We start from the raw sequence: 22,393 nt of genomic DNA, 5'->3' as shown, positions 1-22,393 counted from the left end.
CATCATGGACAAACCAGCGAACGTGCCCGTCCTCTCCTCCGACGGCGAGAACAACGGCCCCCTGCTCGATGTGCGCGACCTGCACGTCGAGTTCCACACCCGCGAGGGCGTGGCCAAGGCCGTCAACGGTGTCAACTACTCGGTCGAGGCCGGCGAGACCCTCGCCGTGCTCGGCGAGTCGGGCTCCGGCAAGTCGGTGACCGCCCAGGCGATCATGGGCATCCTCGACATGCCGCCCGGCAAGATCCCGCAGGGCGAGATCCTCTTCCGCGGCCAGGACATGCTCAAGATGTCCAACGAGGAGCGCCGGAAGATCCGCGGCCGAAAGATCGCGATGATCTTCCAGGACGCGCTGTCCTCCCTCAACCCCGTTCTCTCGGTGGGCTACCAGCTCGGCGAGATGTACCGGGTGCACGAGGGCCTCAGCCGCAAGGACGCCAAGGCCAAGGCCATCGAGCTGATGGACAAGGTCAAGATCCCGGCGGCCAGGGAGCGGGTCAACGACTACCCGCACCAGTTCTCCGGCGGTATGCGCCAGCGCATCATGATCGCGATGGCGCTCGCCCTGGAGCCGGACCTGATCATCGCGGACGAGCCGACCACGGCCCTCGACGTGACCGTTCAGGCCCAGGTCATGGACCTGCTCGCGGAGTTGCAGCGCGAGTACAACATGGGTCTGATCCTGATCACCCACGACCTCGGCGTCGTCGCCGACGTCGCGGACAAGATCGCGGTGATGTACGCGGGCCGGATCGTCGAGACCGCTCCGGTCCACGAGATCTACAAGCGCCCGGCGCACCCGTACACCAAGGGTCTCCTCGAATCGATTCCGCGCCTGGACCAGAAGGGCCAGGAGCTGTACGCGATCAAGGGCCTGCCGCCCAACCTGCTGAAGATCCCGAGCGGTTGCGCGTTCAACCCGCGCTGCCCCAAGGCGCAGGACATCTGCCGCACGGACGTGCCGCCGCTGGTCCAGGTGACCGAGCGGGACGGCGGCGACCTGACCGGTCGCGGCAGCGCGTGCCACTTCTGGAAGGAGACGATCCATGGCTGAGCCCACCAAGAACGAGCCGGTGGACGCCACCCCGAACGTCTCCGAGGTCGAGGTCGTCGACGTGGCGTCCGAGACGCAGGCCGTCGCAGCCCTGGAGAAGCCCGTCGAGCGCGGCGAGCCGATCCTCCAGGTCCGCAACCTGGTGAAGCACTTCCCGCTCACCCAGGGCGTCCTGATCAAGAAGCAGGTCGGCGCGGTCAAGGCCGTCGACGGCATCTCCTTCGACCTGTACCAGGGCGAGACCCTGGGCATCGTCGGCGAGTCCGGCTGTGGCAAGTCCACGGTCGCCAGGCTCCTGATGACGCTGGAGACGGCGACCGCGGGCGAGGTCTTCTACAAGGGCCAGGACATCACCAAGCTGACCGGCAAGGCCCTCAAGGCCGTCCGCCGGAACATCCAGATGGTGTTCCAGGACCCGTACACCTCGCTGAACCCGCGCATGACGGTCGGCGACATCATCGGGGAGCCCTTCGAGATCCACCCCGAGGTGGCCCCGAAGGGCGACCGGCGGCGCAAGGTCCAGGACCTTCTGGACGTCGTCGGTCTGAACCCGGAGTACATCAACCGCTACCCGCACCAGTTCTCCGGCGGTCAGCGCCAGCGCATCGGCATCGCCCGCGGCCTCGCGCTCAACCCGGAGATCATCATCTGCGACGAGCCCGTCTCGGCCCTGGACGTCTCCGTCCAGGCGCAGGTCATCAACCTGATGGAGAAGCTCCAGGACGAGTTCAACCTCTCCTACCTCTTCATCGCGCACGACCTGTCCATCGTCCGGCACATCTCCGACCGGGTCGGCGTGATGTACCTGGGCAAGATGGCCGAGATCGGCAGCGACGCGGCGATCTACGAGCACCCGACGCACCCCTACACCCAGGCGCTGCTGTCGGCCGTTCCGGTGCCGGACCCGTCCGCCCGTGAGCACCGCGAGCGGATCATCCTCAGCGGCGACGTGCCCTCGCCGGCCAACCCGCCGTCGGGCTGCCGCTTCCGCACCCGCTGCTGGAAGGCAGAGGACAAGTGCGCCAAGGAGGAGCCGCTGCTGGCGATCCCGACCCGGTTCACGGGTCAGGACACTCCGGCGGCCCACGAATCGGCGTGCCACTTCGCCGAGGAGAAGGACGTGGTGGGCGCGGCCTGACCCTCCGCACCCGTACGCTCCGCCCTTTTCACCGCCGCCCCCGCCCCGAGTCCGCTCGGGGCGGGGGCGGCGTCGTTTCCGGGCGGCCGGCGGCAGGTTTTCCCGTACGTACGAGAAGGAGCAACGCTCATGACCCTGACCTTTACCGAGCTGACCGGATTCGGCCTGCGGCTGCGGGAGTGGCGGGAGACGGACACGGCGGCGTTGCGGGAGGGGATGAACGACCCCGAGTACCGCCGCTGGGACGGCATGACGGACGGGCCGCTGGACGAGGCCGGGGCGTTGCGGCAGATCCGCTCCCGGGCCGAGGGCTGGGCGCGCGGCGACCTCGCCCAGTACTGCATCACGGACGCGGCGACGGGCGAGGTGCTCGGCTCCGTCGGCCTGCACCAGATCGAGCCGGTGCGCGGCTGCGCCGGCATCGGGTACTGGCTGATGCCCGGGGCGCGGGGGAGGGGCGTGGTCACCCGGGCCGTGGAGCTGTGCACCCGCTGGAGCTTCGCGGAGGTCGCTCTGCACCGGATCGAGCTGGGCCACGCCGTGGGCAACGAGCAGTCCTGCCGGGTGGCGCTGCGCACCGGGTACATGGCGGAGGGCGTGGCCCGGGGCGGCCTGCCCGCGCCCGCACCGGGGGTGTACGTCGACATGCATGTCCACGCCCGCCTCGCGACCGACTCCGTGCCGTCGATCGGCTGACCGGGCGGGGTGTGCAGATGGCCGCCATGAAGATGCGTCAGCGCACCAAATGGGGTGATATGAGTCCCTAAGTCGTCATTGGGACTCTAGGAGGAACTCCATGCGCGGAGCCAGGCACGCCAAGTGGGCCGCATGCGCGGCAGCGGTCGCCCTCGCGGCGACCGCCTGCGGCGGCGGAGGAAGCGGCGGCGGCGAGGCGGGCGTGGTCAGCGCGTCGTGGGGTGACCCGCAGAACCCCCTGGAGCCCGCCAACACCAACGAGGTGCAGGGCGGCAAGGTTCTGGAGATGCTCTTCCGGGGCCTCAAGCGGTACAACCCGAAGACCGGCGCGGCCGAGGACATGCTCGCCGAGAAGTTCGAGACCACCGACTCGCAGAACTTCACCGTCACGGTCAAGAACGGCTGGAAGTTCAGCAATGGCGAGAAAGTGACCGCCAAGTCCTTCGTGGACGCCTGGAACTACGCCGCGCACCTCAAGAACAAGCAGAAGAACGCCCCCTTCTTCGGCTACATCGAGGGGTACGACAAGGTCCACCCCGAGAAGGGCGCGGCCACCGCCGAGACCCTGTCGGGACTCAAGGTCACAGGCGAGAACACCTTCACGGTCAAGCTCACCCAGAAGTTCTCCACCTGGCCCGAGACGCTCGGCTACGCCGCGTTCGCCCCGCTGCCCAAGGTCTTCTTCGACGACCACGACAGCTTCCTCAAGACGCCGGTCGGCAACGGCCCGTACACCGTCAAGAGTTACGACAAGGGCTCGGTGATGAGCCTGCGCAAGTGGGCCGACTACCCGGGCACCGACAAGGCGAAGAACGAGGGCGTGGACCTCAAGGTCTACAGCGACTACGGCACCGCCTACACCGACCTGACGGCCGGCAACCTCGACCTGCTCGACGACGTGCCCGCCGCCCAGCTCAAGAACGTCAAGAACGACCTCGGCGGCCGCTACCTCAACACCCCGGCCGGCATCATCCAGACGCTCTCCTTCCCGTTCTACGACGCGAAGTGGAACAAGCCGGGCTCCGAGAAGCTCCGCAAGGGCCTGTCGATGGCCATCAACCGGGCCCAGATCACCGACACGATCTTCCAGAAGACCCGCACCCCCGCCACCGACTGGACCTCCCCGGTGCTCGGCGCGGCCGGCGGCTACAAGGCCGGGCTGTGCGGCGCCTCCTGCGAGTACAACGCGGCCGAGGCCAAGAAGCTCGTCGCCGAGGGCGGCGGCATCCCGGGCGGCCAGATGTCCATCTCGTACAACGCGGACACCGGCTCCCACAAGGAGTGGGTGGACGCCGTCTGCAACAGCATCAACAACGCGCTGGGCAACAACAAGGCGTGCGTCGGCAACCCGATCGGCACCTTCGCCGACTTCCGCGCCCAGGCCAGCACCCAGAAGCTCACCGGCCCCTTCCGGGCCGGCTGGCAGATGGACTACCCGCTGATCCAGAACTTCCTGGAGCCGCTGTACGCGACGGGCGCCTCCTCCAACGACGGCAAGTGGTCCGACAAGGACTTCGACCGCCTCCTCAAGGAGGCCAACGCGGAGACCGACACCAAGAAGGCCATCACCAAGTTCCAGGAGGCCGAGAAGGTCGTCGCCGACCAGATGGCCGCCATCCCGCTCTGGTACCAGAACGGCTCCGCCGCGTACTCCGAGCGCACCTCGGGCGTCGCGCTGAACCCGTTCAGCATCCCGGTCTACAACGAGCTGAAGGTCAGCTGACTGCCCCAGCAGCCCAGTTGATCCGTCACGACGACCACGGGAGCCCTTCATGGGACGTTATGTGATCCGGCGTCTGCTCCAGATGATCCCGGTCTTCTTCGGTGCCACGCTGCTGATCTTCCTGATGGTCAACGTGATGGGCGACCCCGTCGCGGGGCTGTGCGGCGACCGCAAGTGCGATCCGGCGACCGCCGCACAGCTCAAGGCCGACTTCGGCCTCGACAAGCCGGTCTGGCAGCAATACCTGACCTACATGGGGAACCTGTTCACCGGTGACTTCGGCAAGGCCTTCAACGGCCAGAAGGTCACCGAGCTGATGGGGACCGCCTTCCCGGTCACCGCCCGCCTCACCGTGGTGGCGATCGTCTTCGAGATCGTCATCGGCATCAGCCTCGGCGTACTCACCGGGCTCCGCCGGGGCCGCCCGATCGACACCGGGGTGCTGATCCTGACCCTCGTCGTCATCTCCATCCCCACCTTCGTCACGGGACTGCTGCTCCAGCTGCTGCTCGGCGTGAAGTGGGGCCTGATCAAACCGGCCGTCTCCCCGGCCGCCACGATCGACGAACTCCTCATCCCCGGCCTCGTGCTGGCCTCGGTCTCCCTCGCGTACGTCACCCGCCTCACCCGTACCTCGGTCGCCGAGAACGCCCGCGCCGACTATGTCCGTACCGCCGTCGCCAAGGGCCTGCCGCGCCGCCGGATCATCAGCCGGCACCTGCTGCGCAACTCCCTGATCCCGGTGGTCACCTTCGTCGGCACCGACATCGGTGCCCTGATGGGCGGCGCGATCGTCACCGAGCGCATCTTCAACATCCACGGCGTCGGCTACCAGCTCTACCAGGGCATCGTCCGGCAGAGCTCGCAGACCGTCGTCGGCTTCGTGACCGTCCTGGTGCTGGTCTTCCTGGTGGCGAACCTGATCGTCGACCTCTTGTACGCCGTTCTCGACCCGAGGATCCGGTATGCCTGAGCCCAAGAACCCCCAGAACCCGCAGGACCCGCGGGGCCCGCAGTGGCCGAACCCGAACGACGAGGGCGCGATCTCCTCACTCGGCGGCTCAGGCGGTGCGATGGACCTCGCGGTCGCCGAGGGCGCCAGCCTGGAGAAGCCCCCGAGCTCCGGGCAGGGCGGCGGCGACAAGGCACGCAGCCTGTGGTCCGACGCCTGGCACGACCTGCGCCGCAACCCGGTCTTCCTCGTCTCCGCCCTGATCATCGCGTTCCTGGTGTTCATCTCGCTGTGGCCCTCGGTCATCGCCTCCGGCGACCCCCTCGCCTGCGACCTCGGCAAGGCCCAGCAGAGCTCCCAGCCGGGCCACCCCTTCGGCTTCAACGGCCAGGGCTGCGACGTCTACACCCGTACGGTGTACGGGGCCAGGGCCTCGGTCACCGTCGGCGTCTGCGCCACCATCGGCGTCGCCCTGCTCGGCAGCGTCCTCGGCGGGCTCGCGGGCTTCTTCGGCGGCTGGTTCGACTCGGTGCTCTCCCGCATCACGGACGTCTTCTTCGCGATCCCCGTCGTCCTCGGCGGCCTGGTCTTCCTGTCCGTCGTCCCCGGCACCACCGTCTGGCCGGTGATCACCTTCATCGTGCTGCTCGGCTGGCCGCAGCTCGCCCGGATCGCCCGCGGCTCGGTCATCACCGCCAAGCAGAACGACTACGTACAGGCCGCACGGGCCCTGGGCGCGGGCAACTCCCGGATGCTGCTGCGGCACATCGCCCCGAACGCGATCGCGCCGGTCATCGTCGTCGCGACCATCGCACTGGGCACGTACATCGCCCTCGAAGCGACGCTCTCCTACCTGGGCGTCGGCCTGAAGGCGCCGACCGTCTCGTGGGGCATCGACATCTCGTCCGCTTCGGCGTACGTCCGCAACGCGCCCCACATGCTGCTCTGGCCGGCCGGAGCGCTCGCGATCACGGTCCTCGCGTTCATCATGCTCGGCGACGCGGTGCGCGACGCCCTCGACCCCAAGCTGCGATAGAGGGTGCTGCTGACATGCTGCTCGAAGTACGAGACCTGCACGTGGAGTTCAAGACCCGCGACGGTGTGGTCAAGGCCGTCAACGGGGTCAACTACAGCGTCGACGAGGGCGAGACCCTCGCCGTGCTCGGCGAGTCGGGCTCCGGCAAGTCGGTGACCGCACAGGCCGTCATGGGCATCCTCGACATGCCGCCGGGGCGCATCCCCCAGGGCGAGATCCTCTTCGAGGGCCAGGACATCCTGAAGTACAAGGAGGAGCAGCGGCGCAAGATCCGCGGCGCCGGAATGGCCATGATCTTCCAGGACGCGCTGTCGTCCCTGAACCCGGTGCTCTCCGTCGGCGACCAGCTCGGCGAGATGTTCGTCGTGCACCGGGGAATGTCGAAGAAGCAGTCCCGGGCGAAGGCCGTCGAGCTGATGGACCGGGTACGCATCCCGGCCGCCAAGGAACGGGTGGGGCAGTACCCGCACCAGTTCTCCGGCGGCATGCGCCAGCGCATCATGATCGCGATGGCGCTCGCCCTGGAACCGAAACTGATCATCGCCGACGAGCCGACGACCGCGCTCGACGTGACCGTACAGGCCCAGGTCATGGACCTGCTCGCGGAGTTGCAGCGCGAGCTGAACATGGGGCTCATCCTGATCACCCACGACCTCGGCGTGGTCGCGGACGTCGCCGACAAGATCGCCGTCATGTACGCGGGCCGGATCGTCGAGAACGCCCCCGTCCACGAGATCTACAAGAACCCCGCCCACCCGTACACCAAGGGCCTCCTCGAATCGATCCCGCGCCTGGACCAGAAGGGCCAGGAGCTGTACGCGATCAAGGGCCTGCCGCCCAACCTGCTGCACATCCCGCCGGGCTGCGCCTTCAACCCGCGCTGCCCGATGGCCCAGGACATCTGCCGGACCGACGTACCGCCGCTGTTCGACGTGGCCGAGGGCCGCCAGAGCGCCTGCTACTTCTGGAAGGAGACGCTCGATGGCTGAGCTCGTGACGTTCGGTACCGGGGCCGACGCACCCGCCGACCGGCCCGCGGACGGGCACGTCGACCCGCCCGTCGACGGGTCCGAACCCATCCTGGAAGTACGCGGCCTGGTCAAGCACTACCCGCTCACCCAGGGCATCGTCCGCAAGAAGGTGGTCGGCGCGGTCAAGGCCGTCGACGGCGTCTCCTTCGACCTCGGCGCGGGCGAGACCCTCGGCATCGTCGGCGAGTCCGGCTGCGGCAAGTCGACCGTCGCCAAGCTGCTCGTCCAGCTGGAACAGCCCACGTCCGGGGCCATCCGCTACAAGGGCGAGGACATCACCAAGCTGTCAGGCAAGGCCCTCAAGGCCGTCCGCCGGAACATCCAGATGGTCTTCCAGGACCCGTACACCTCCCTGAACCCCCGGATGACGGTCGGCGACATCATCGGCGAACCGTACGAGATCCACCCCGAGGTGGCTCCCAAGGGCAACCGGCGGCGCAAGGTCCAGGACCTCCTGGACGTCGTCGGCCTCAACCCCGAGTACATCAACCGCTACCCGCACCAGTTCTCCGGCGGCCAGCGCCAGCGCATCGGCATCGCCCGCGGCCTCGCCCTCAACCCCGAGATCATCGTCGCCGACGAACCGGTCTCGGCCCTCGACGTGTCCGTCCAGGCCCAGGTCATCAACCTGCTGGACCGGCTCCAGCAGGAGTTCAACCTCTCCTACCTCTTCATCGCGCACGACCTCTCGATCGTCCGGCACATCTCCGACCGCGTCGGCGTCATGTACCTGGGACGGATCGTCGAGATCGGCAGCGACGCCGAGATCTACGAGCACCCCACCCACCCCTACACCCAGGCGCTGCTCTCCGCCGTCCCCGTCCCCGACCCGACCGCCCGCGACCATCGCGAGCGCATCATCCTCAGCGGCGACGTGCCCTCGCCCGCCAACCCGCCGTCGGGCTGCCGCTTCCGCACCCGCTGCTGGAAGGCGCAGGAGCGGTGCGCACAGGAGGTCCCCCTGCTGGCGGTACCGGCGGTCTTCCGGGACGCGGACAGCCCGGCGGTCCACGACTCGGCGTGCCACTTCGCGGAGGAGCGGGTGGTGGTGCCGCGCTGAGGTGCGGGGCCTGTTAACACGCGGGCAACGCCCGCGATACGCACAGCCGTCAGGCTGAGGAACGTACGGCCGTGCGGGTGCCGTGGACCGGCCGGGGTGCGCCATGTCGCCCCGGCCGGTCGCCGTTTGCACAGGTGCTGTTTGCTCAAGTGCGTTACGAAAGCGAACGCCTGCCTCTTGTTCAACTCCCGTACCACGGGGGACCATTCACCCATGGGACCGACGGGGGAGCCTCAGTCACTCGTACGCGGCGCACGGTTCACGGGCAGCGGGGTGTGCCTGCTGCTCGCCGTCCTGACCGCGCTCTGGATCAACCGCGATCTGCGCCTCGTCGACGATCCGGCCAGGCTGTGGTGGGCATGGGCGGGCAGCGGCCCCGACCGCTTCCTCACGGCGACCACGCTCTACGACTTGGTACTGCTGTGTGTGTACGTCGTCGTGGCGATCGGCGCGTTCCGCTCGCCCGTCGCTGCCTCCTCCCTCGCCGTGACCGGCCTCGTCACCCTCGCCGTACGCGCCCCCGCACTGTGGGCCGACGGATTCGCGGAGGTGTATCCGAACGGGCTCAGGATGCGGGCCATGCTCAGCACCTTCGTGGCGCTCGGACTGGCGGCGGCGCTGCTGATCGTGGTCGTGGCGGGGCGCAGGCCGCTGCGTTCGTACGGCCGTGGCACCGCGCCGACGAGGCCGGGCCGGGGCGCGGGCATCACCGCGTTCCTGCTCCTGGGGGCGGCCGGGGCGGGCGCGGCGGCCTGGGAGGTCCACTGGTACCTCCAGAACCCAGGACCGCTGTCGCTGTACGCGGACCGCTTCACGGGCGGGGGCGCGGCGCTGCAGCTCCTGGGCATGCCGGCGGGCTGGGCCTCCTTGGTCGTCGTGGCCGTCACGCTCACCGGCGCGTGCGGGGCGCTCGCGGGCGCGGTGCACTCCCGGCCACTGGGGCTGGTGGGCGCGGCGCTGGTCGGGGTGAGCGGGGCGGCGGGGGTGTCGGTGGCGGTCCGCGCGAACCTGTTCGCGGGACTCGGCGCTCTCGACCTGGTCGAGCAACTCATGGTGGCCTGGTGGGTGTTCTCCCTGGTGGCGGGGGTGGTGCTGGTGCTTGTGCTGGGGCGTGGGGGAGTGGGGGTGGGGGGTGGGCGGCGGCTCGCAGCGAATGTCTACGACGGGTACGGGGGTGTGTCTGGGCCCGGTCCTGGGCCCGGCTCCGGGCCCGGTCATGGGCCCGGTCCAGGGCCCGGCTCCGGCGTCAGCCCGCCGCCGCCTTCGGCGCGGCCGCCGGGCTGGTAGGGCGGTGGGCATCGTGCGGGTCCGTCGTGGCTGATCGCGCCCACGCGGCGGAGCCGCATATCAACACAGCCCCGCGCCCCTAACTGCCTGCCCCTCGCCCGCGAGCCCTCTTGGGCAGCGGGGCCGCCCCCCAACTCCCCTCCCCTCACCGGCGATTTCCAGCCACGCTCCCCAACTGCCCGCCCCCCGTGCGCCCCTCGTGCTGCCGTGCACCGATCAATGCGTAGATGCGGATAGTTATGATCCGTAGCGCTAGGTGGGTATAGACCTGCTGGCACCTGTTGTGCTGCCCGTTCCCGTCCCGTCGTCCCGACCGTACTCAAGTGGAGGTGAACCGCCGTGGCACTCTCGATTTCGGCGGTGGTGCTGCTGGCGATCGTCGTCTTCCTGCTGGTCCGGAAAGCCGGACTGAAGGCCGGACACGCGGTGGTCTGCATGCTGCTGGGGTTCTATCTGGCCAGCTCGTCCATCGCGCCCACGATCAAGGACGTCACCACGAACGTGGCCGGGGTGCTGGGAGGCTTCCACTTCTGAGCAGCGCCGGAGCCTCGTAGGCTGTCCTCATGACCGAGCTCCCCACCCGTCGCCTGCTCCTGGTGCACGCACACCCCGACGATGAGTCGATCAACAACGGCGCCACCATGGCCAGGTATGCGGCCGAGGGTGCCCAGGTCACCCTGGTGACCTGCACCCAGGGCGAGGAGGGCGAGATCATTCCGCCCTCCCTCGCCCACCTCGCCGCCGACCGCGACGACACGCTCGGTCCTTACCGGGCAGGCGAGCTGGCCGCCGCCATGAAGGAGCTCGGGGTCGCCGACCACCGCTTCCTCGGCGGGGCCGGCCGCTTCCGTGACTCCGGAATGATGGGCGCCCCGCAGAACCACCGCGAGAACGCCTTCTGGCACGCGGAGGCCGACGCCGCGGCCTCGTACCTCGTCGCGGTGATCCGTGAGGTGCGCCCTCAGGTGCTGGTCACGTACGACCCGGACGGCGGTTACGGGCACCCCGACCACATCCAGGCGCACCGCGTCGCCATGCGCGCCGCCGAGCTTGCGGCGGAGCCCACCTACCGGCCGGATTTCGGCGTTCCGTACGCCGTCGAGAAGGTGTACTGGAACCGCGTGCCGCGCCCCGTCGCGGAGGCCGCCTTCGCCCGCCTCCGTGCGGAGGACCCCGGCTTCCCCGGCATCGCACCGGTCGACGACGTCCCCGGTGTGGTGGGCGACGAGCACATCACCACCGAGATCGACGGCTCCGCGTACGGCGCCGCGAAGGCGGCCGCGATGCGCGCGCACGCCACCCAGATCACCGTCCACGAACCGTGGTTCCTGCTCTCCAACGAGCTCGCCCAGCCGGTCTTCACCACCGAGTACTACGAGCGGGTGCTCCCGCCGCGCGGTGACGAGGACGACCACACGGACGAGGCCGAGACCGACCTCTTCGCCGGGGTGGGCGCATGACCGCCCCGAGGGCCAAGGCCACGACACAGCCGAAGGCGAAGACGGGGGCCGGGGCAGGCGCAGGGGCAGGCGCAGGCGCAGGCGCAGGAGCAGGGGCGACGGATGCGACCGTGCGGGTCGCGGGGCGCAATTGGGCGCGGGCTCCCCTCTACGCCCTCCTCTTCCTTGTCGGCGCCGCCACCGGCCTCGCAGGCGCCCTCGTCTCCGGCGTACTCCTCCCCCTCGGCCTGCTGCTCTCGCTGCTCGCCGCCGGCGGACTCTTCTACGGCGGTACGTACGCACTGGGCACCCGGAGCGGCGCCCTCGCCCCCGGCATCGGCTGGACCGTCGCCGTGCTCCTCGGCGCCGTGGGTCGCACGGAGGGGGACAGTCTTCTCGGTGGCGGTACGGGCGCCAGCGTCTTCCTGCTGGGCGGCATCGCGCTGGCTGTGATCTGCGCCACCATGCCGCAATTGCCGCAACCGGGCTCTTCCGCCGCCCGACTTGGGAAGTGACGTACCACTTCCTGCCGGGATTCGGAGAGTGCCCTTCCCACGGCTGCGGGGCGTGTGCCTGCGGCGGACAGTATGGTGGTGCGCGCCGCCGAGCCGCCCGCAGCAGCACATGGTCAAGAGAACGGGCGGTGGAGCCAACCGGGAGAACCTGCCTTGAGTCGTGAAACTGACAGTTCGTCCTCCGGCGCGCAGGGGCGCGGATCAGCCGCCTACCCCTCCGGCACGCCGCCGTACGGATCCAGCCCGTATCCCTCGCTCCACCCGGACGGCCAGGACGGCGTCGACGCAGCCGCGTACGACGAGCCCGTCGAGGCTCCGGAGGCGGACGAGCCCAGGACCGAGACGACCCTGACGACCCGTATCCGGATCAACATCCCCGGATCGCGTCCCATCCCGCCCGTCGTCATGCGCAAGCCCATGAACGACGCCGAGGGTGACGGTCCGTCGGCCGACGGCCGCCGCAGCAGCGAGACCACCGGCGAGACCGTGTGGCCGCCCTCGGAGCCGCTGTCGGCCGCGCCGTCCGCCGCATCGGGCGCGTCCGGCGCCACCGCTCAGGCCGCCGGGGCGCCCACCGCGTCCGGGCAGCCCCCGCTGCCGACACGTGTGCAGGGGGCGACGGTACGGGACAAGGGCGCCGACGGGACGGACGGTTCCGGTTCCGGTGCCGCAGCTCCTTCCGCTTCCGGTGACGACAAGCCGACGAGCGACTGGTTCGCACCGCGCAAGGCCCCTGTCACGCCGCCGCCTTCGCCGGCCGCGGCGTCCCCCGCCCAGGGCGGCGGACAGCGTGACGGACTGCCGTACTTCACGGACGGGGCGGGCGCCGACGGGGGATCACGGGCCAACTCCGGCGGTGCGGGCGGTCCTGCCGGTTCCGGCGGTCCCGCCGGCCCGTCCGGGCCGACGTCCGGGCCGGTCAGCGGTCTCAGTGCGATCGCGAGCGGCGTCGGGCCGGAAACCACGGGCCGGCACCAGATTCCCGGTGCGGGTCCCGGTTCCGGCTCTGGTTCCGGCGCGGGTGCCGGTTCCGGTACTGGGTCCGGTGCTGGTTCCGCTTCGAGCCCGTGGCCGGCGGCGAAGCCCGCTGCGGGCGCGGCCCCTTCCGGGCCCTCGTCCCCCTCTCCGTACGGTTCGAAGCCGCTCACCGGCATGAACGGCGCCGGCGGCATGACCGACGACACCGCCGTCCTCACCCCGCAGACCGACCCGCGCGACGACCAGCCGGGAAGGGGCCCTGGACCGGGATCGGAGCCGGGCCGCGGATGGGAAGCGGTGCCGGGTGCCGGTGCGCCGGGCCCCGGTCCGATGACGCCGCCCGGGTACGTCTCGGGCGACACCCTGACCAGCGGTGTTCCGGTGGTCCAGCCGGACGGGCCGCGCAGCCAGTTCCCGAGCGGGCCGAACCTCACGCCCCGGCTGCCCGACCCGCCGGGCGCCGCGGACTTCGGCAAGGCCGCGCCCGTACACGACGAGCCCGCCCCGCCGCCCGCACCCAAGCCCGCCGCGCCCGCGAAGAAGGGCCGCTCCAAGCTGGTCCTGCTGGTCGCGGGCCTGGTCGTGGTCGCGGGTGGCGTCTACGGCGCAGGGCTGCTGCTCAACCACTCCGACGTACCGAAGGGGACCACGGTCCTCGGCGTCGACATCGGCGGCAGCACCAAGGACGAGGCGGTCGTCAAGCTCGACTCGGTCCTCGGCAAGCGGGGCGCGCTGCCGCTCCAGCTGACCGTCGACGGCAAGAAGACGGAGCTGGCGCCCGGCAACGCGGGCCTGACCCTGGACAGCCAGGAGACGGTGCGCGGCGCGTCCGGCAGCGACTACAACCCGGTGTCGGTGGTCGGCTCGCTGTTCGGCGGCGAGCGCATCGCCGAGCCGGTGATCCCCGTCGACGAGGAGAAGCTGACCGTCGCTCTGACCTCGCTTGCGGGCACCTCGGGCACGGCGTCCGACGCGTCCGTCGACTTCTCCACGGGCAAGCCCGTCGCCGTGCCGGGCAAGCCGGGCAAGGCACTTGACGTGCAGGCCTCGATGAAGAAGGTGCGGGACGCCTACCGCGAGCAGGTCCAGAGCGGAAAGCCGGTTCCGGTCGAACTGCCCGTCGTCGCCAAGCAGCCGACGATCATCCAGGCCGAACTCGACCGCGCGATGAAGGAGTTCGCCGAGCCCGCCATGTCCGACCAGGTCAAGATCCTGGCGGGCGGCAAGTCGATCCGGTTCGGGCCCGCGAAGTCGCTGCCGAAGATCCTCTCGATGAAGCCGCAGGGCGGAAAGCTGGTGCCGGTCTACGACCTGGCGGCCATGGAGAAGCTCTGCGACGGGGCGTTCGACCAGGTGATGATCACCAGCGCGGACGGCACGAAGCGCCCGGTCGCCATGACGGACGTCCGCGACGCGATGAGCAAGGCACTGCTCGGCAAGACCGCGGCCGACCGTACCCAGACGATCCCGCTGAAGGCCTCGTAGCGGACAGGCCGTGGCCGGAGCCCCCGCCCCCACCGGGACGGGGGCTCTGTCATGCCCCACCGGGACGGGGGCTCCGTGACGTTCGCCGGGGCGGGGGGCTCTGTCACGTCCCGGCCCATGACATCTGTCATGCACAAGAGCGGACGGTCGTCTCTGCCGCGCGCGACCGCGGATCGACACCCTTGAGGCATGACCACTACAGCCGTCCACTTCAGCGGAGTGAACAAGGCGTACGGCCGCGTCCGGGCCGTGTCGAACCTCTCCCTCGACCTCCACCCCGGCGAAACCGTCGCCCTCCTCGGCCCCAACGGCGCCGGCAAATCCACCACCCTCGACCTCCTCCTCGGCCTGCGCCCCGCCGACTCCGGCACGGTGCACCTGTTCGGTACGACGCCGAGGCAGGCCATCGCCGACGGCCGCGTCGGCGCGATGCTGCAGAGCGGCGGCCTGATGGAGGACGTCAGGGTCCGCGAGATCGTCAAGCTCGCCTGCGACCTGCATCCCAAGCCGTACCCCGTGCAGGACGTACTGGACCGGGCCGGTGTCGCCCAGATCGCCGACCGCATGGTCAACAAGCTCTCCGGCGGCCAGGAGCAGCGCGTCCGCTTCGCCCTCGCGACCGCAGGCGCGGCCGACCTGATCGTCCTCGACGAGCCCACCACCGGCATGGACGTCACCTCCCGGCAGGCCTTCTGGGCGACCATGCGCCAGCAGGCCGACCAGGGCCGTACCGTCCTGTTCGCCACGCACTACCTGGAGGAGGCCGACGCCGTCGCCGACCGGGTGCTGGTCCTGCACAAGGGCAGGCTGCTCGCCGACGGCACCGCGGCCGAGATCAAGGCGAAGGCCGGTGCCCGCCGCATCGCCTTCGACCTGGAGGGCCCGGTCGACGAACGTGCCCTGGGCGCACTGCCGTTCCTCTCCGCCGTCGAGGTCTCGGGCCGCACCGTCCGCATGCAGTCGCACGACGCCGACGCCACCGTCCACGCGCTGTACGGACTCGGCGTCTACCCCCGCAACCTCGAAGTCGCGGGCCTCGGCCTGGAACAGGCCTTCGTGGCGATCACCGCAGCCGAAGACAGCACCGCAGCCGAAGACAGCACCGAAGCCGAAGGCAACAGCAGCAACAAGGAGGAGGCATCCGCATGAACACCCTCATCGCGCTCGAAATCCGCCGCACCCTGCGGAACAAGAAGTTCATGTTCTTCTCCATCGTCTACCCCTGCGCCCTCTTCCTGATGATCTCGGGCGCCTCCGGCAGCGAGAAGGTGCCGGGCACCGGCCTGACCATGCCCCTGTTCGTCATGGTCGCCATGGCCTCCTTCGGTGCCCTGACCTCGGTCCTGATGGGCAACAGCGAGCGCATCGCCAAGGAGCGCGAGAAGGGCTGGGTCCGCCAGCTGCGCCTGACCAGCCTGCCGGGCCGCGGCTACGTCCTCGCGAAGATCGCGGGCTCGGCAGTGGTCACGCTGCCCGCCATCGTGATCGTCTTCGTCGTCGCGGCGGCCGCCAAGGACGTACGCCTCGACGCCTGGCAGTGGATCGCGCTCACCGCCGTCATCTGGGCGGGCAGCGTCGTCTTCGCCGCGCTGGGAGTCGCCCTGGGCTACCTCGCCAGCGGTGATGCCGTACGCCCCGTTACGATGATCATCTACTTCGGCCTGTCCATCCTGGGTGGCCTGTGGATGCCCGCGACCCTCTACCCCCAGTGGCTGCAGAACATCGCCGAATGGCTGCCCACACACGCGTACGCCGCCCTCGGCCAGGCCATCGAGCTGGGCGGCGCCCCGCACGCGAAGGACGTCGCCATCCTCGCCGGATACTTCCTCCTCTTCGCCGGCGGCGCGGCCTGGCTCTACCGGAAGGACACACTGAAGGCATGAAAGAGGAGACGGCGGGGGAAACCTTCGCCCCGATCGGGCGGCCGGTCGACAACCGCCGCCTGGTCGTGGGCAAGCTGCTGTGGATCGGCATCTGGCTGGCCTTCATGGGCGCCCCGGTGGGCGACCTCCTCGGCGACGCGCACGCGACCCCGGCCGTCGTACTCGGCTGGCTGGGGCTGACCGCCTTCGTCGGCGTCTACTTCGCCCTGGTGTTCCGGCACACCTCCAAAGCGCTGGCCCGCCACACCGTCTGGGCCTCCCTGGGCGTCCTGTTCGCCCTCGCCCTCGTCCTCTCGCCGACCCTGGGCCCTGCCTGGCTGACGCTCTTCGTGTACGTCTCCGTGGCGGCAGGCGCGTGCCTGCCGATGCGGATGTCGCGCTGGGCAATCCCGGGGGTGGCCGCGACGCTGCTGCTGGTCGGCCTCGGCCACGGCTGCGAAGGGCTCGGCCAGCTGGTGGGCGGGGTGCTCATCCCGGCCCTTCTCGGCGGTTTCGCCATGACCGGCGTACGTCAACTGGTGCGCACCACCGTCGAGTTGAGACAGGCCCGTGCCACCGTCGCCCAGCTCGCCGCCAACGAGGAACGGCTGCGCCTCGCCCGCGACCTGCACGACCTGCTCGGCCACTCGCTCTCCCTGATCACCCTCAAGAGCGAACTCGCGGGCCGAATGCTGCCCGGCCACCCCGAGCAGGCCGCCCAGCAGGTCGCCGACATCGAGAAGGTGAGCAGGCAGGCCCTGGTCGACGTACGGGAAGCCGTCACCGGCTACCGCCGGGCCACCCTCGCGGGCGAACTCGCGGGCGCCCGCACCGCGCTGACTGCCGCGGGCATCACGGCCGAGGTCCCCGCCGGGCCGCCGGACGGCCTCACCTGCGTACCGCCGGAGCAGGAGGAGGCGCTGGCCTGGGCGCTGCGCGAGGCCGTCACCAATGTCGTACGGCACAGTGGCGCGCGGCGGTGCGCGGTGCGGCTGCGCGAGATCCAGACCCTGGACGGCCCGTACCTGGAGCTCACCGTCGAGGACGACGGCGGGGGAGCACCGGCCGGACGCGGTGCGGGCAACGGCCTGAACGGCATGAAGGAACGCCTCGCCGCCGTCGGTGGCACCGTGCACACCACCACCGGCTCCCCGGGCCTCACCAGGTCCACCGGTTCCACCAGGCCCACCGGGTCCCCCGGTTTTACCCTCACGGCCAAGGCGCGCCTAGGATCCGCAGCATGACCAGCCCCCACACCATCAGGCTCCTGCTCGCCGAGGACCAGTCGATGGTCCGCGAAGCACTGGCCGCGCTGCTCGGCCTGGAACCCGACTTCGAGGTGGTCGCCCAGGTCGCACGCGGCGACGAGGTGCTGGCCGCGGCCCGTGCGACACCCGTCGACGTGGCCCTCCTGGACATCGAGATGCCCGGCCTGACCGGCATCGAAGCGGCCGCCCGGCTCAGCGCCGAGTTCCCGGAGCTGAAGATCGTGGTCCTCACCACCTTCGGCCGCCCCGGCTACCTCCGTACGGCCATGGAGGCGGGCGCCGACGCGTTCCTGGTGAAGGACGCCCCGGCCGCCCAGCTCGCCGCAGCGGTCCGCAAGGTCCTCGCGGGCGAGCGCGTCATCGACCCCACCCTCGCGGCGGCCGCCCTCGCCGGGGGCGCCAACCCGCTCACCGACCGCGAGCGCGACGTCCTGCGGGTGGCCGCCGACGGCTCGACCAACGCCGAGATCGCCGCCTCCCTCCAGCTCTCCCAGGGCACCGTCCGCAACTACCTCTCCATGGCCATCCAGAAGCTGGCCACCCGCAACCGCGCCGAGGCGGTCCGCGTGGCCCGCGAAAAGGGCTGGCTCTGAGAGGGCCTCTTCCGGGCGGGCCTGTCTCCGCGGGGGCCTCTTCCGAGGCCGCAGAAGTTTTTTCGCATCAGTTCCCGGTTCCTGTCACATCCCAGAGACGCGCTCCGTCATAGGGATGTGAGCGCAACGCAGCGCTCCACCGCTGAAGGAGCCCGCCATGGAAGCCCGTATCGCCAACCCCGCCACCCTCATCCCCGGCGCCCTGCCCGCCATCCTGGGTCTCGCCGAGGTGGCGAAGAAGGGCAACGTGCCCGAGCCGACGCTGGAGCTCGTGCACCTGCGCGTCAGCCAGATCAACGGCTGCAGCGTCTGCGTCGTCATGGGCACGGCCAACGCCCGCAAGGCCGGTGAGAGCGACGAGCGCCTCGACTCCGTCGCCGTCTGGCGCGAGGCCCCGTACTTCACCGACGCCGAGCGCGCCGCCCTCGCCCTCGCCGAGTGCGCCACCCGCCTCGCCGACCGCAGCGACCCGGTGCCGGACGACGTCTGGAACGAGGCCGCCAAGCACTACGACGAGAAGCAGCTCGCCGGGCTCACCCTGTGGATCGGCCTGACGAACTTCTTCAACCGCATCAACGCCACCACCCGCCAGATCGCCGGGGCGAAGTGGTAACCAGTCAGTCCCGGGGGATCAGTTGAGGCGGGCCCGTGCAGCCCTGGCCCGCCCTCTGATCGTCTCCGCGGTCGCGGGCTCGACCGTCTCCACCACGTCCGCGTACCCCTCCATCTCCGCCGCGCCACCCGCGAAGTCCCCCCGCTGTACGAGCAGTTGGGCGCGCTCGTAACGAAGCCTGGCCGGATGGACGGGCAGCAGGAGCGACAGTTCCACCGCCCACAGCTGTACGTCGCTGCGCTCGGGGCGCGCCGCCGCCCACGCCCGGATGTTGTTGAGGATCCGCAGCACGATGTCGAGCGGATCCGCAGCACGCAGCATCGCCGGATCGAGCGGCTCCCCGGTGGCCCCGGCCACCAGCACCTCCGCGTCCGCCCCGGTCAGCAGCCGCCCCCCGTCGAACGGATCGGCCAGCACCTGCTCCTCTGGGCCCCCGCCCGGCCGCCCGAACCCCACGACGAAGTGCCCCGGCAGCGCCACCCCGTACACCGGCGCTCCGGCCCGCCGCGCGACCTCCAGCCACACCACCGACAGCAGGATCGGCAGCCCCCGCCGGCGGAGCAGCACCTCCGGCAGCAACGAGGACTCCAGCCGCTGGTAGTCGCCCGGCGCACCCTCGAACCCGCAGTGCCCGCCCAGGAGTTCGGACAGTGCAAGCGCCCACGACCGGGGGCCGACGGGCCGGAACGGCAACAGCCCGGCCAGTCGGTCGAGTTCGATCTGGGCCTCGTCGAGACCGGCCTGCCCGAGACCGGGGTCGGCCACCGCCCCGATCAGCAGGCACAACATCGCCAGGTCGGGCTGCTCGGCCCGCGCCTCCTCGGCGAACTGCTGCCGCCAGTCGGGGAGTTCGGGACCCATGGAGGATTCGCTCATATCAGCTTCGTACCCGCTCTGTGTCTGGGCGGACGCGTCTGTGCGGATGCGTCCATGCGGCCTGATCCGCCGGACAGGTCCTAGGCGGATTGTGTCCGCGCGGACCGGTAGTGGTGATAGCTGTGGTGGGTCGTGAAACCCATCCCGTCGTAGAGCCCACGGGCCCCCTCGTTGTCGGCCTCCACCTGGAGCCACGCCGCCGACGCGCCCTCGTCGAGCGCCCTGCGTGCCAGTGCGGCCATCACGGCCGTCGCCAGCCCGCGCCGCCGGTGCGCCGGATCCACCTCGACCGCCGCGAAACCGGCCCACCGCCCGTCCACCACGCACCGCCCGATCGCGGCCGGCTTCCCGCCGTCCTCGCCCGGCACCGTCGCGAACCACACCGAGGGCCCGCTCTCCAGCACCTTCACCACATGCGCCCCGGGCGCCTCGAAGCGCTGGTACCGCGACATCCACGCCGTGTCCGCCGACCGCGCGAGCCGTACGTCCGCGCCGCCCGCCCCGCCCGCGTCCAGGTCGCCGACCGGGGCCAGCGCCCCGATCCGTACCTCGGCGGACACCTCCAACTCCCAGCCGCGACAGGCGAGTTCGGCGCCGAGCACCTCCTGGGTGCCCTCGGCGCCGGTCGACACCTGGACGTACGGCGGCAGACCCCGGTCCGCGTACCACTTCCGTACGTACGACAGTGCCTCGTCCAGCGGCAGTCCGGGACTCCCCAGCGGCAGAACAGAGTTGGCCCGTCGCGTGAACCCGTCTGCCGCCCGCAGCGTCCACTCGCCGAGCGGCTCGCTCTCCACCGGTTCCCAGGCCCGCGCCATCACCTTCGCCAGCTCGGGGAAGTTCGCCGCGGGACCGCGCCGCCTGGCGGGCGCCGCCGGCACCACCTTCGCCGCGACCAGCGACGACGCGGCGACCCGTACCGTCTCGCCACTCCTTCGTGTGATCGACAGCACACCGCCGTCCCACGATGTGAGCACACCGACCACATCGGCGAAACGCGCACCCGGTGCACTGTCCCCGGTCAGACGCCGGACTGATACCCGTTTGCCCACGTCCTCCGGTGTCAGCCGCACCTCAAGTTGTCCGCCGGTGGTGAATTCCACAGGTCTCTCCACCCCTCCTGTTCGGATCGTGCCCGGGAACGGAGATACTAGGTGCGGGCATCGCACGACGCCGCGCTCCCGCGCGCCCGTGGACGGAGCCGGAGAGCTCGGCCCGCCGCGCCCTATCGAGGAGGAACGACAGCGTGACCTACGTCATCGCGCAGCCTTGTGTCGACGTCAAGGACAAGGCGTGCATCGAGGAGTGCCCGGTCGACTGCATCTACGAGGGCTCCCGGTCCTTGTACATCCACCCGGACGAATGCGTCGACTGTGGTGCCTGTGAGCCGGTCTGCCCGGTCGAGGCGATCTTCTACGAGGACGACACCCCGGAGGAGTGGAAGGACTACTACAAGGCGAACGTCGAGTTCTTCGACGAGCTCGGCTCGCCCGGTGGTGCCTCCAAGCTCGGTCTGATCGAGCGCGACCACGCCTTCATCGCAGCGCTGCCGCCGCAGAACCAGTAAGCAGGCGGTACGCCGAAAAGCATCGCCCCGGTCCCGTACGGCTTTCGTTGCCGTACGGGACCGAGGCGTTTTCCTACGAGAGAGCGAAGAGCCTCGTGAGCACTGTCACCGATCGCCTCCCCACCTTCCCCTGGGACAAGCTGGAGCCGTACAAGAAGACGGCGGCCGCCCACCCCGGCGGCATCGTGGACCTCTCCGTCGGCACCCCCGTCGACCCGGTCCCCGAGCTGATCCAGAAGGCCCTCGTCGCGGCTGCGGACTCGCCGGGCTATCCGACGGTGTGGGGCACGGTCGCGCTGCGCGACGCACTCGTGGAGTGGGTGCAGCGGCGGCTCGGCGCACGCGACGTCCAGCACACCAACGTCCTGCCGGTCGTCGGCTCCAAGGAGCTGGTGGCCTGGCTGCCGACCCAGCTCGGTCTCGGCCCCGGCGACCAGGTCGGCTACCCGCGCCTCGCCTACCCGACGTACGAGGTGGGCGCCCGCCTCGCCCGCGCGGAGGCCGTCGTCTACGACGACCCGACCACCGACCTGGACCCCGCCCGCCTGAGGCTCCTCTGGCTCAACTCGCCCTCGAACCCGACCGGCAAGGTCCTCGGCAAGGACGAGCTGACCCGGATCGTCGCGTGGGCGCGCGAGCACGGCGTGCTGGTCGTCGCCGACGAGTGCTACCTGGAGCTGGGCTGGGAGGCCGAGCCGGTCTCCGTACTGCACGAGGACGTCTGCGGCGGTACGTACGACGGGATCATCGCCGTCCACTCCCTCTCCAAGCGCTCCAACCTGGCGGGCTACCGGGCGGCCTTCGCCGCCGGTGACGCGGCGGTCCTGGGCGACCTCCTCCAGATCCGCAAGCACGGCGGCATGATGACCGCCGCCCCGGTCCAGGCCGCCACCGTCGCAGCCCTCGGCGACGACACGCACGTGGCCGAGCAGCGCGCCAGGTACGCGGCGCGGCGCACCGCCCTGCGAGAGGCCCTCGTCGGGCACGGCTTCCGCGTCGAGCACAGCGAGGCCAGCCTCTACCTGTGGGTCACCCGCGGCGAGAACTGCTGGGAGACGGTCGCGCACCTCGCGTCGCTGGGCATCCTGGTGGCGCCGGGCGACTTCTACGGGGTGGCGGGCGAGCAGTTCGTCCGCGTCGCCTTCACGGCCACCGACGAGCGGGTGGCGGCGGCGGTCGCACGGCTGTAGTCCACTTGCCCGCACGCATGCGCAGGGGCC

General features: G+C 70.6%; 22 protein-coding genes. 20 read left to right on the top strand and 2 right to left on the bottom strand.

All coding sequences use genetic code 11. The features are described 5' to 3' along the window. The first annotated feature begins 4 nt into the window (after window positions 1-4). The 18 genes from AB0D18_RS18045 to AB0D18_RS17960 all read left to right on the top strand — a co-directional run bounded on the left by AB0D18_RS18045 (window position 5) and on the right by AB0D18_RS17960 (window position 18,730). Window positions 5-1,054 carry an ABC transporter ATP-binding protein gene (locus AB0D18_RS18045; protein ID WP_362418931.1) on the top strand — a complete coding sequence of 350 codons (1,050 nt, stop codon included), beginning with the start codon at window positions 5-7 and terminating at the stop codon, window positions 1,052-1,054. Then, on the top strand, window positions 1,047-2,192 hold the full coding sequence (locus AB0D18_RS18040) for a dipeptide ABC transporter ATP-binding protein (RefSeq protein ID WP_362418783.1): 1,146 nt from the start codon (window positions 1,047-1,049) through the stop codon (window positions 2,190-2,192). The genes AB0D18_RS18045 and AB0D18_RS18040 overlap by 8 nt, the downstream gene beginning before the upstream one ends. A 129-nt stretch (window positions 2,193-2,321) precedes the next feature. Next, on the top strand, window positions 2,322-2,888 hold the full coding sequence (locus AB0D18_RS18035; RefSeq protein WP_362418780.1) for a GNAT family N-acetyltransferase: 567 nt from the start codon (window positions 2,322-2,324) through the stop codon (window positions 2,886-2,888). Between the two features lie 100 nt (window positions 2,889-2,988). Next, a complete protein-coding gene (locus AB0D18_RS18030; protein WP_362418777.1) occupies window positions 2,989-4,611 on the top strand; it encodes an ABC transporter substrate-binding protein in 1,623 nt (540 codons plus the stop codon). 49 nt (window positions 4,612-4,660) lie between these two features. Continuing rightward, window positions 4,661-5,584, top strand: a complete 924-nt coding sequence (locus AB0D18_RS18025) for an ABC transporter permease (protein ID WP_362418774.1) — start codon at window positions 4,661-4,663, stop codon at window positions 5,582-5,584. Between the two features lie 100 nt (window positions 5,585-5,684). Beyond that, on the top strand, window positions 5,685-6,599 hold the full coding sequence (locus AB0D18_RS18020) for an ABC transporter permease (protein WP_362418929.1): 915 nt from the start codon (window positions 5,685-5,687) through the stop codon (window positions 6,597-6,599). 14 nt (window positions 6,600-6,613) lie between these two features. Continuing rightward, on the top strand, window positions 6,614-7,588 hold the full coding sequence (locus AB0D18_RS18015; protein ID WP_362418771.1) for an ABC transporter ATP-binding protein: 975 nt from the start codon (window positions 6,614-6,616) through the stop codon (window positions 7,586-7,588). Beyond that, entirely contained in the window at window positions 7,581-8,690 is a 1,110-nt protein-coding gene (locus AB0D18_RS18010; protein WP_362418768.1) for a dipeptide ABC transporter ATP-binding protein, read from the top strand. The genes AB0D18_RS18015 and AB0D18_RS18010 overlap by 8 nt, the downstream gene beginning before the upstream one ends. 213 nt (window positions 8,691-8,903) lie before the next feature. Continuing rightward, window positions 8,904-9,977, top strand: coding sequence for a hypothetical protein (locus AB0D18_RS18005; protein ID WP_362418765.1), 1,074 nt, complete (start codon window positions 8,904-8,906; stop codon window positions 9,975-9,977). Between the two features lie 339 nt (window positions 9,978-10,316). Continuing rightward, on the top strand, window positions 10,317-10,511 hold the full coding sequence (locus tag AB0D18_RS18000; RefSeq protein WP_362418762.1) for a DUF2304 family protein: 195 nt from the start codon (window positions 10,317-10,319) through the stop codon (window positions 10,509-10,511). 29 nt (window positions 10,512-10,540) lie between these two features. After that, window positions 10,541-11,437 (top strand): N-acetyl-1-D-myo-inositol-2-amino-2-deoxy-alpha-D-glucopyranoside deacetylase, encoded by an 897-nt coding sequence (mshB, locus tag AB0D18_RS17995; protein WP_362418759.1) that lies wholly within the window; start codon window positions 10,541-10,543, stop codon window positions 11,435-11,437. Continuing rightward, entirely contained in the window at window positions 11,434-11,931 is a 498-nt protein-coding gene (locus AB0D18_RS17990) for a DUF6113 family protein (RefSeq protein WP_362418756.1), read from the top strand. The genes mshB and AB0D18_RS17990 overlap by 4 nt, the downstream gene beginning before the upstream one ends. Window positions 11,932-12,084: 153 nt before the next feature. Next, window positions 12,085-14,394, top strand: a complete 2,310-nt coding sequence (locus AB0D18_RS17985; protein ID WP_362418753.1) for a peptidoglycan binding domain-containing protein — start codon at window positions 12,085-12,087, stop codon at window positions 14,392-14,394. Window positions 14,395-14,583: 189 nt separating this feature from the next. After that, the gene (locus AB0D18_RS17980; protein WP_362418750.1) at window positions 14,584-15,543 is read left to right on the top strand and encodes an ABC transporter ATP-binding protein; all 960 of its coding nucleotides are present in this window, start codon (window positions 14,584-14,586) and stop codon (window positions 15,541-15,543) included. Further along, entirely contained in the window at window positions 15,540-16,277 is a 738-nt protein-coding gene (locus tag AB0D18_RS17975) for an ABC transporter permease (protein ID WP_362418747.1), read from the top strand. Before AB0D18_RS17980 ends, AB0D18_RS17975 begins: the two co-directional genes overlap by 4 nt. Continuing rightward, window positions 16,274-17,500, top strand: a complete 1,227-nt coding sequence (locus AB0D18_RS17970) for a sensor histidine kinase (protein WP_362418744.1) — start codon at window positions 16,274-16,276, stop codon at window positions 17,498-17,500. Before AB0D18_RS17975 ends, AB0D18_RS17970 begins: the two co-directional genes overlap by 4 nt. Beyond that, window positions 17,497-18,117 carry a response regulator transcription factor gene (locus tag AB0D18_RS17965; RefSeq protein WP_362418741.1) on the top strand — a complete coding sequence of 207 codons (621 nt, stop codon included), beginning with the start codon at window positions 17,497-17,499 and terminating at the stop codon, window positions 18,115-18,117. Before AB0D18_RS17970 ends, AB0D18_RS17965 begins: the two co-directional genes overlap by 4 nt. A gap of 157 nt (window positions 18,118-18,274) precedes the next feature. Next, a complete protein-coding gene (locus tag AB0D18_RS17960) occupies window positions 18,275-18,730 on the top strand; it encodes a carboxymuconolactone decarboxylase family protein (protein ID WP_362418738.1) in 456 nt (151 codons plus the stop codon). 18 nt (window positions 18,731-18,748) lie between these two features. Here AB0D18_RS17960 and AB0D18_RS17955 read toward each other — a convergent pair whose 3' ends face one another. Both AB0D18_RS17955 and AB0D18_RS17950 read right to left on the bottom strand, forming a co-directional pair. After that, the gene (locus tag AB0D18_RS17955; protein WP_362418735.1) at window positions 18,749-19,606 is read right to left on the bottom strand and encodes a transglutaminase-like domain-containing protein; all 858 of its coding nucleotides are present in this window, start codon (window positions 19,604-19,606) and stop codon (window positions 18,749-18,751) included. Window positions 19,607-19,686: 80 nt separating this feature from the next. Beyond that, window positions 19,687-20,709: a GNAT family N-acetyltransferase gene (locus AB0D18_RS17950; RefSeq protein ID WP_362418733.1), complete on the bottom strand. Its 1,023-nt coding sequence runs from the start codon at window positions 20,707-20,709 to the stop codon at window positions 19,687-19,689. A gap of 143 nt (window positions 20,710-20,852) precedes the next feature. Between AB0D18_RS17950 and fdxA the strand changes: the two genes are divergently transcribed. Both fdxA and dapC read left to right on the top strand, forming a co-directional pair. Further along, window positions 20,853-21,173: a ferredoxin gene (gene fdxA / locus AB0D18_RS17945; protein ID WP_030573070.1), complete on the top strand. Its 321-nt coding sequence runs from the start codon at window positions 20,853-20,855 to the stop codon at window positions 21,171-21,173. 95 nt (window positions 21,174-21,268) lie between these two features. Continuing rightward, the gene (dapC, locus tag AB0D18_RS17940) at window positions 21,269-22,363 is read left to right on the top strand and encodes a succinyldiaminopimelate transaminase (protein ID WP_362418730.1); all 1,095 of its coding nucleotides are present in this window, start codon (window positions 21,269-21,271) and stop codon (window positions 22,361-22,363) included. Window positions 22,364-22,393 lie beyond the last annotated feature (30 nt).

This window comes from Streptomyces sp. NPDC048442, from assembly GCF_040651475.1.
Taxonomy (GTDB): Bacteria; Actinomycetota; Actinomycetes; order Streptomycetales; family Streptomycetaceae; genus Streptomyces.
This window is presented reverse-complemented; position numbering and strand designations above follow the sequence as displayed.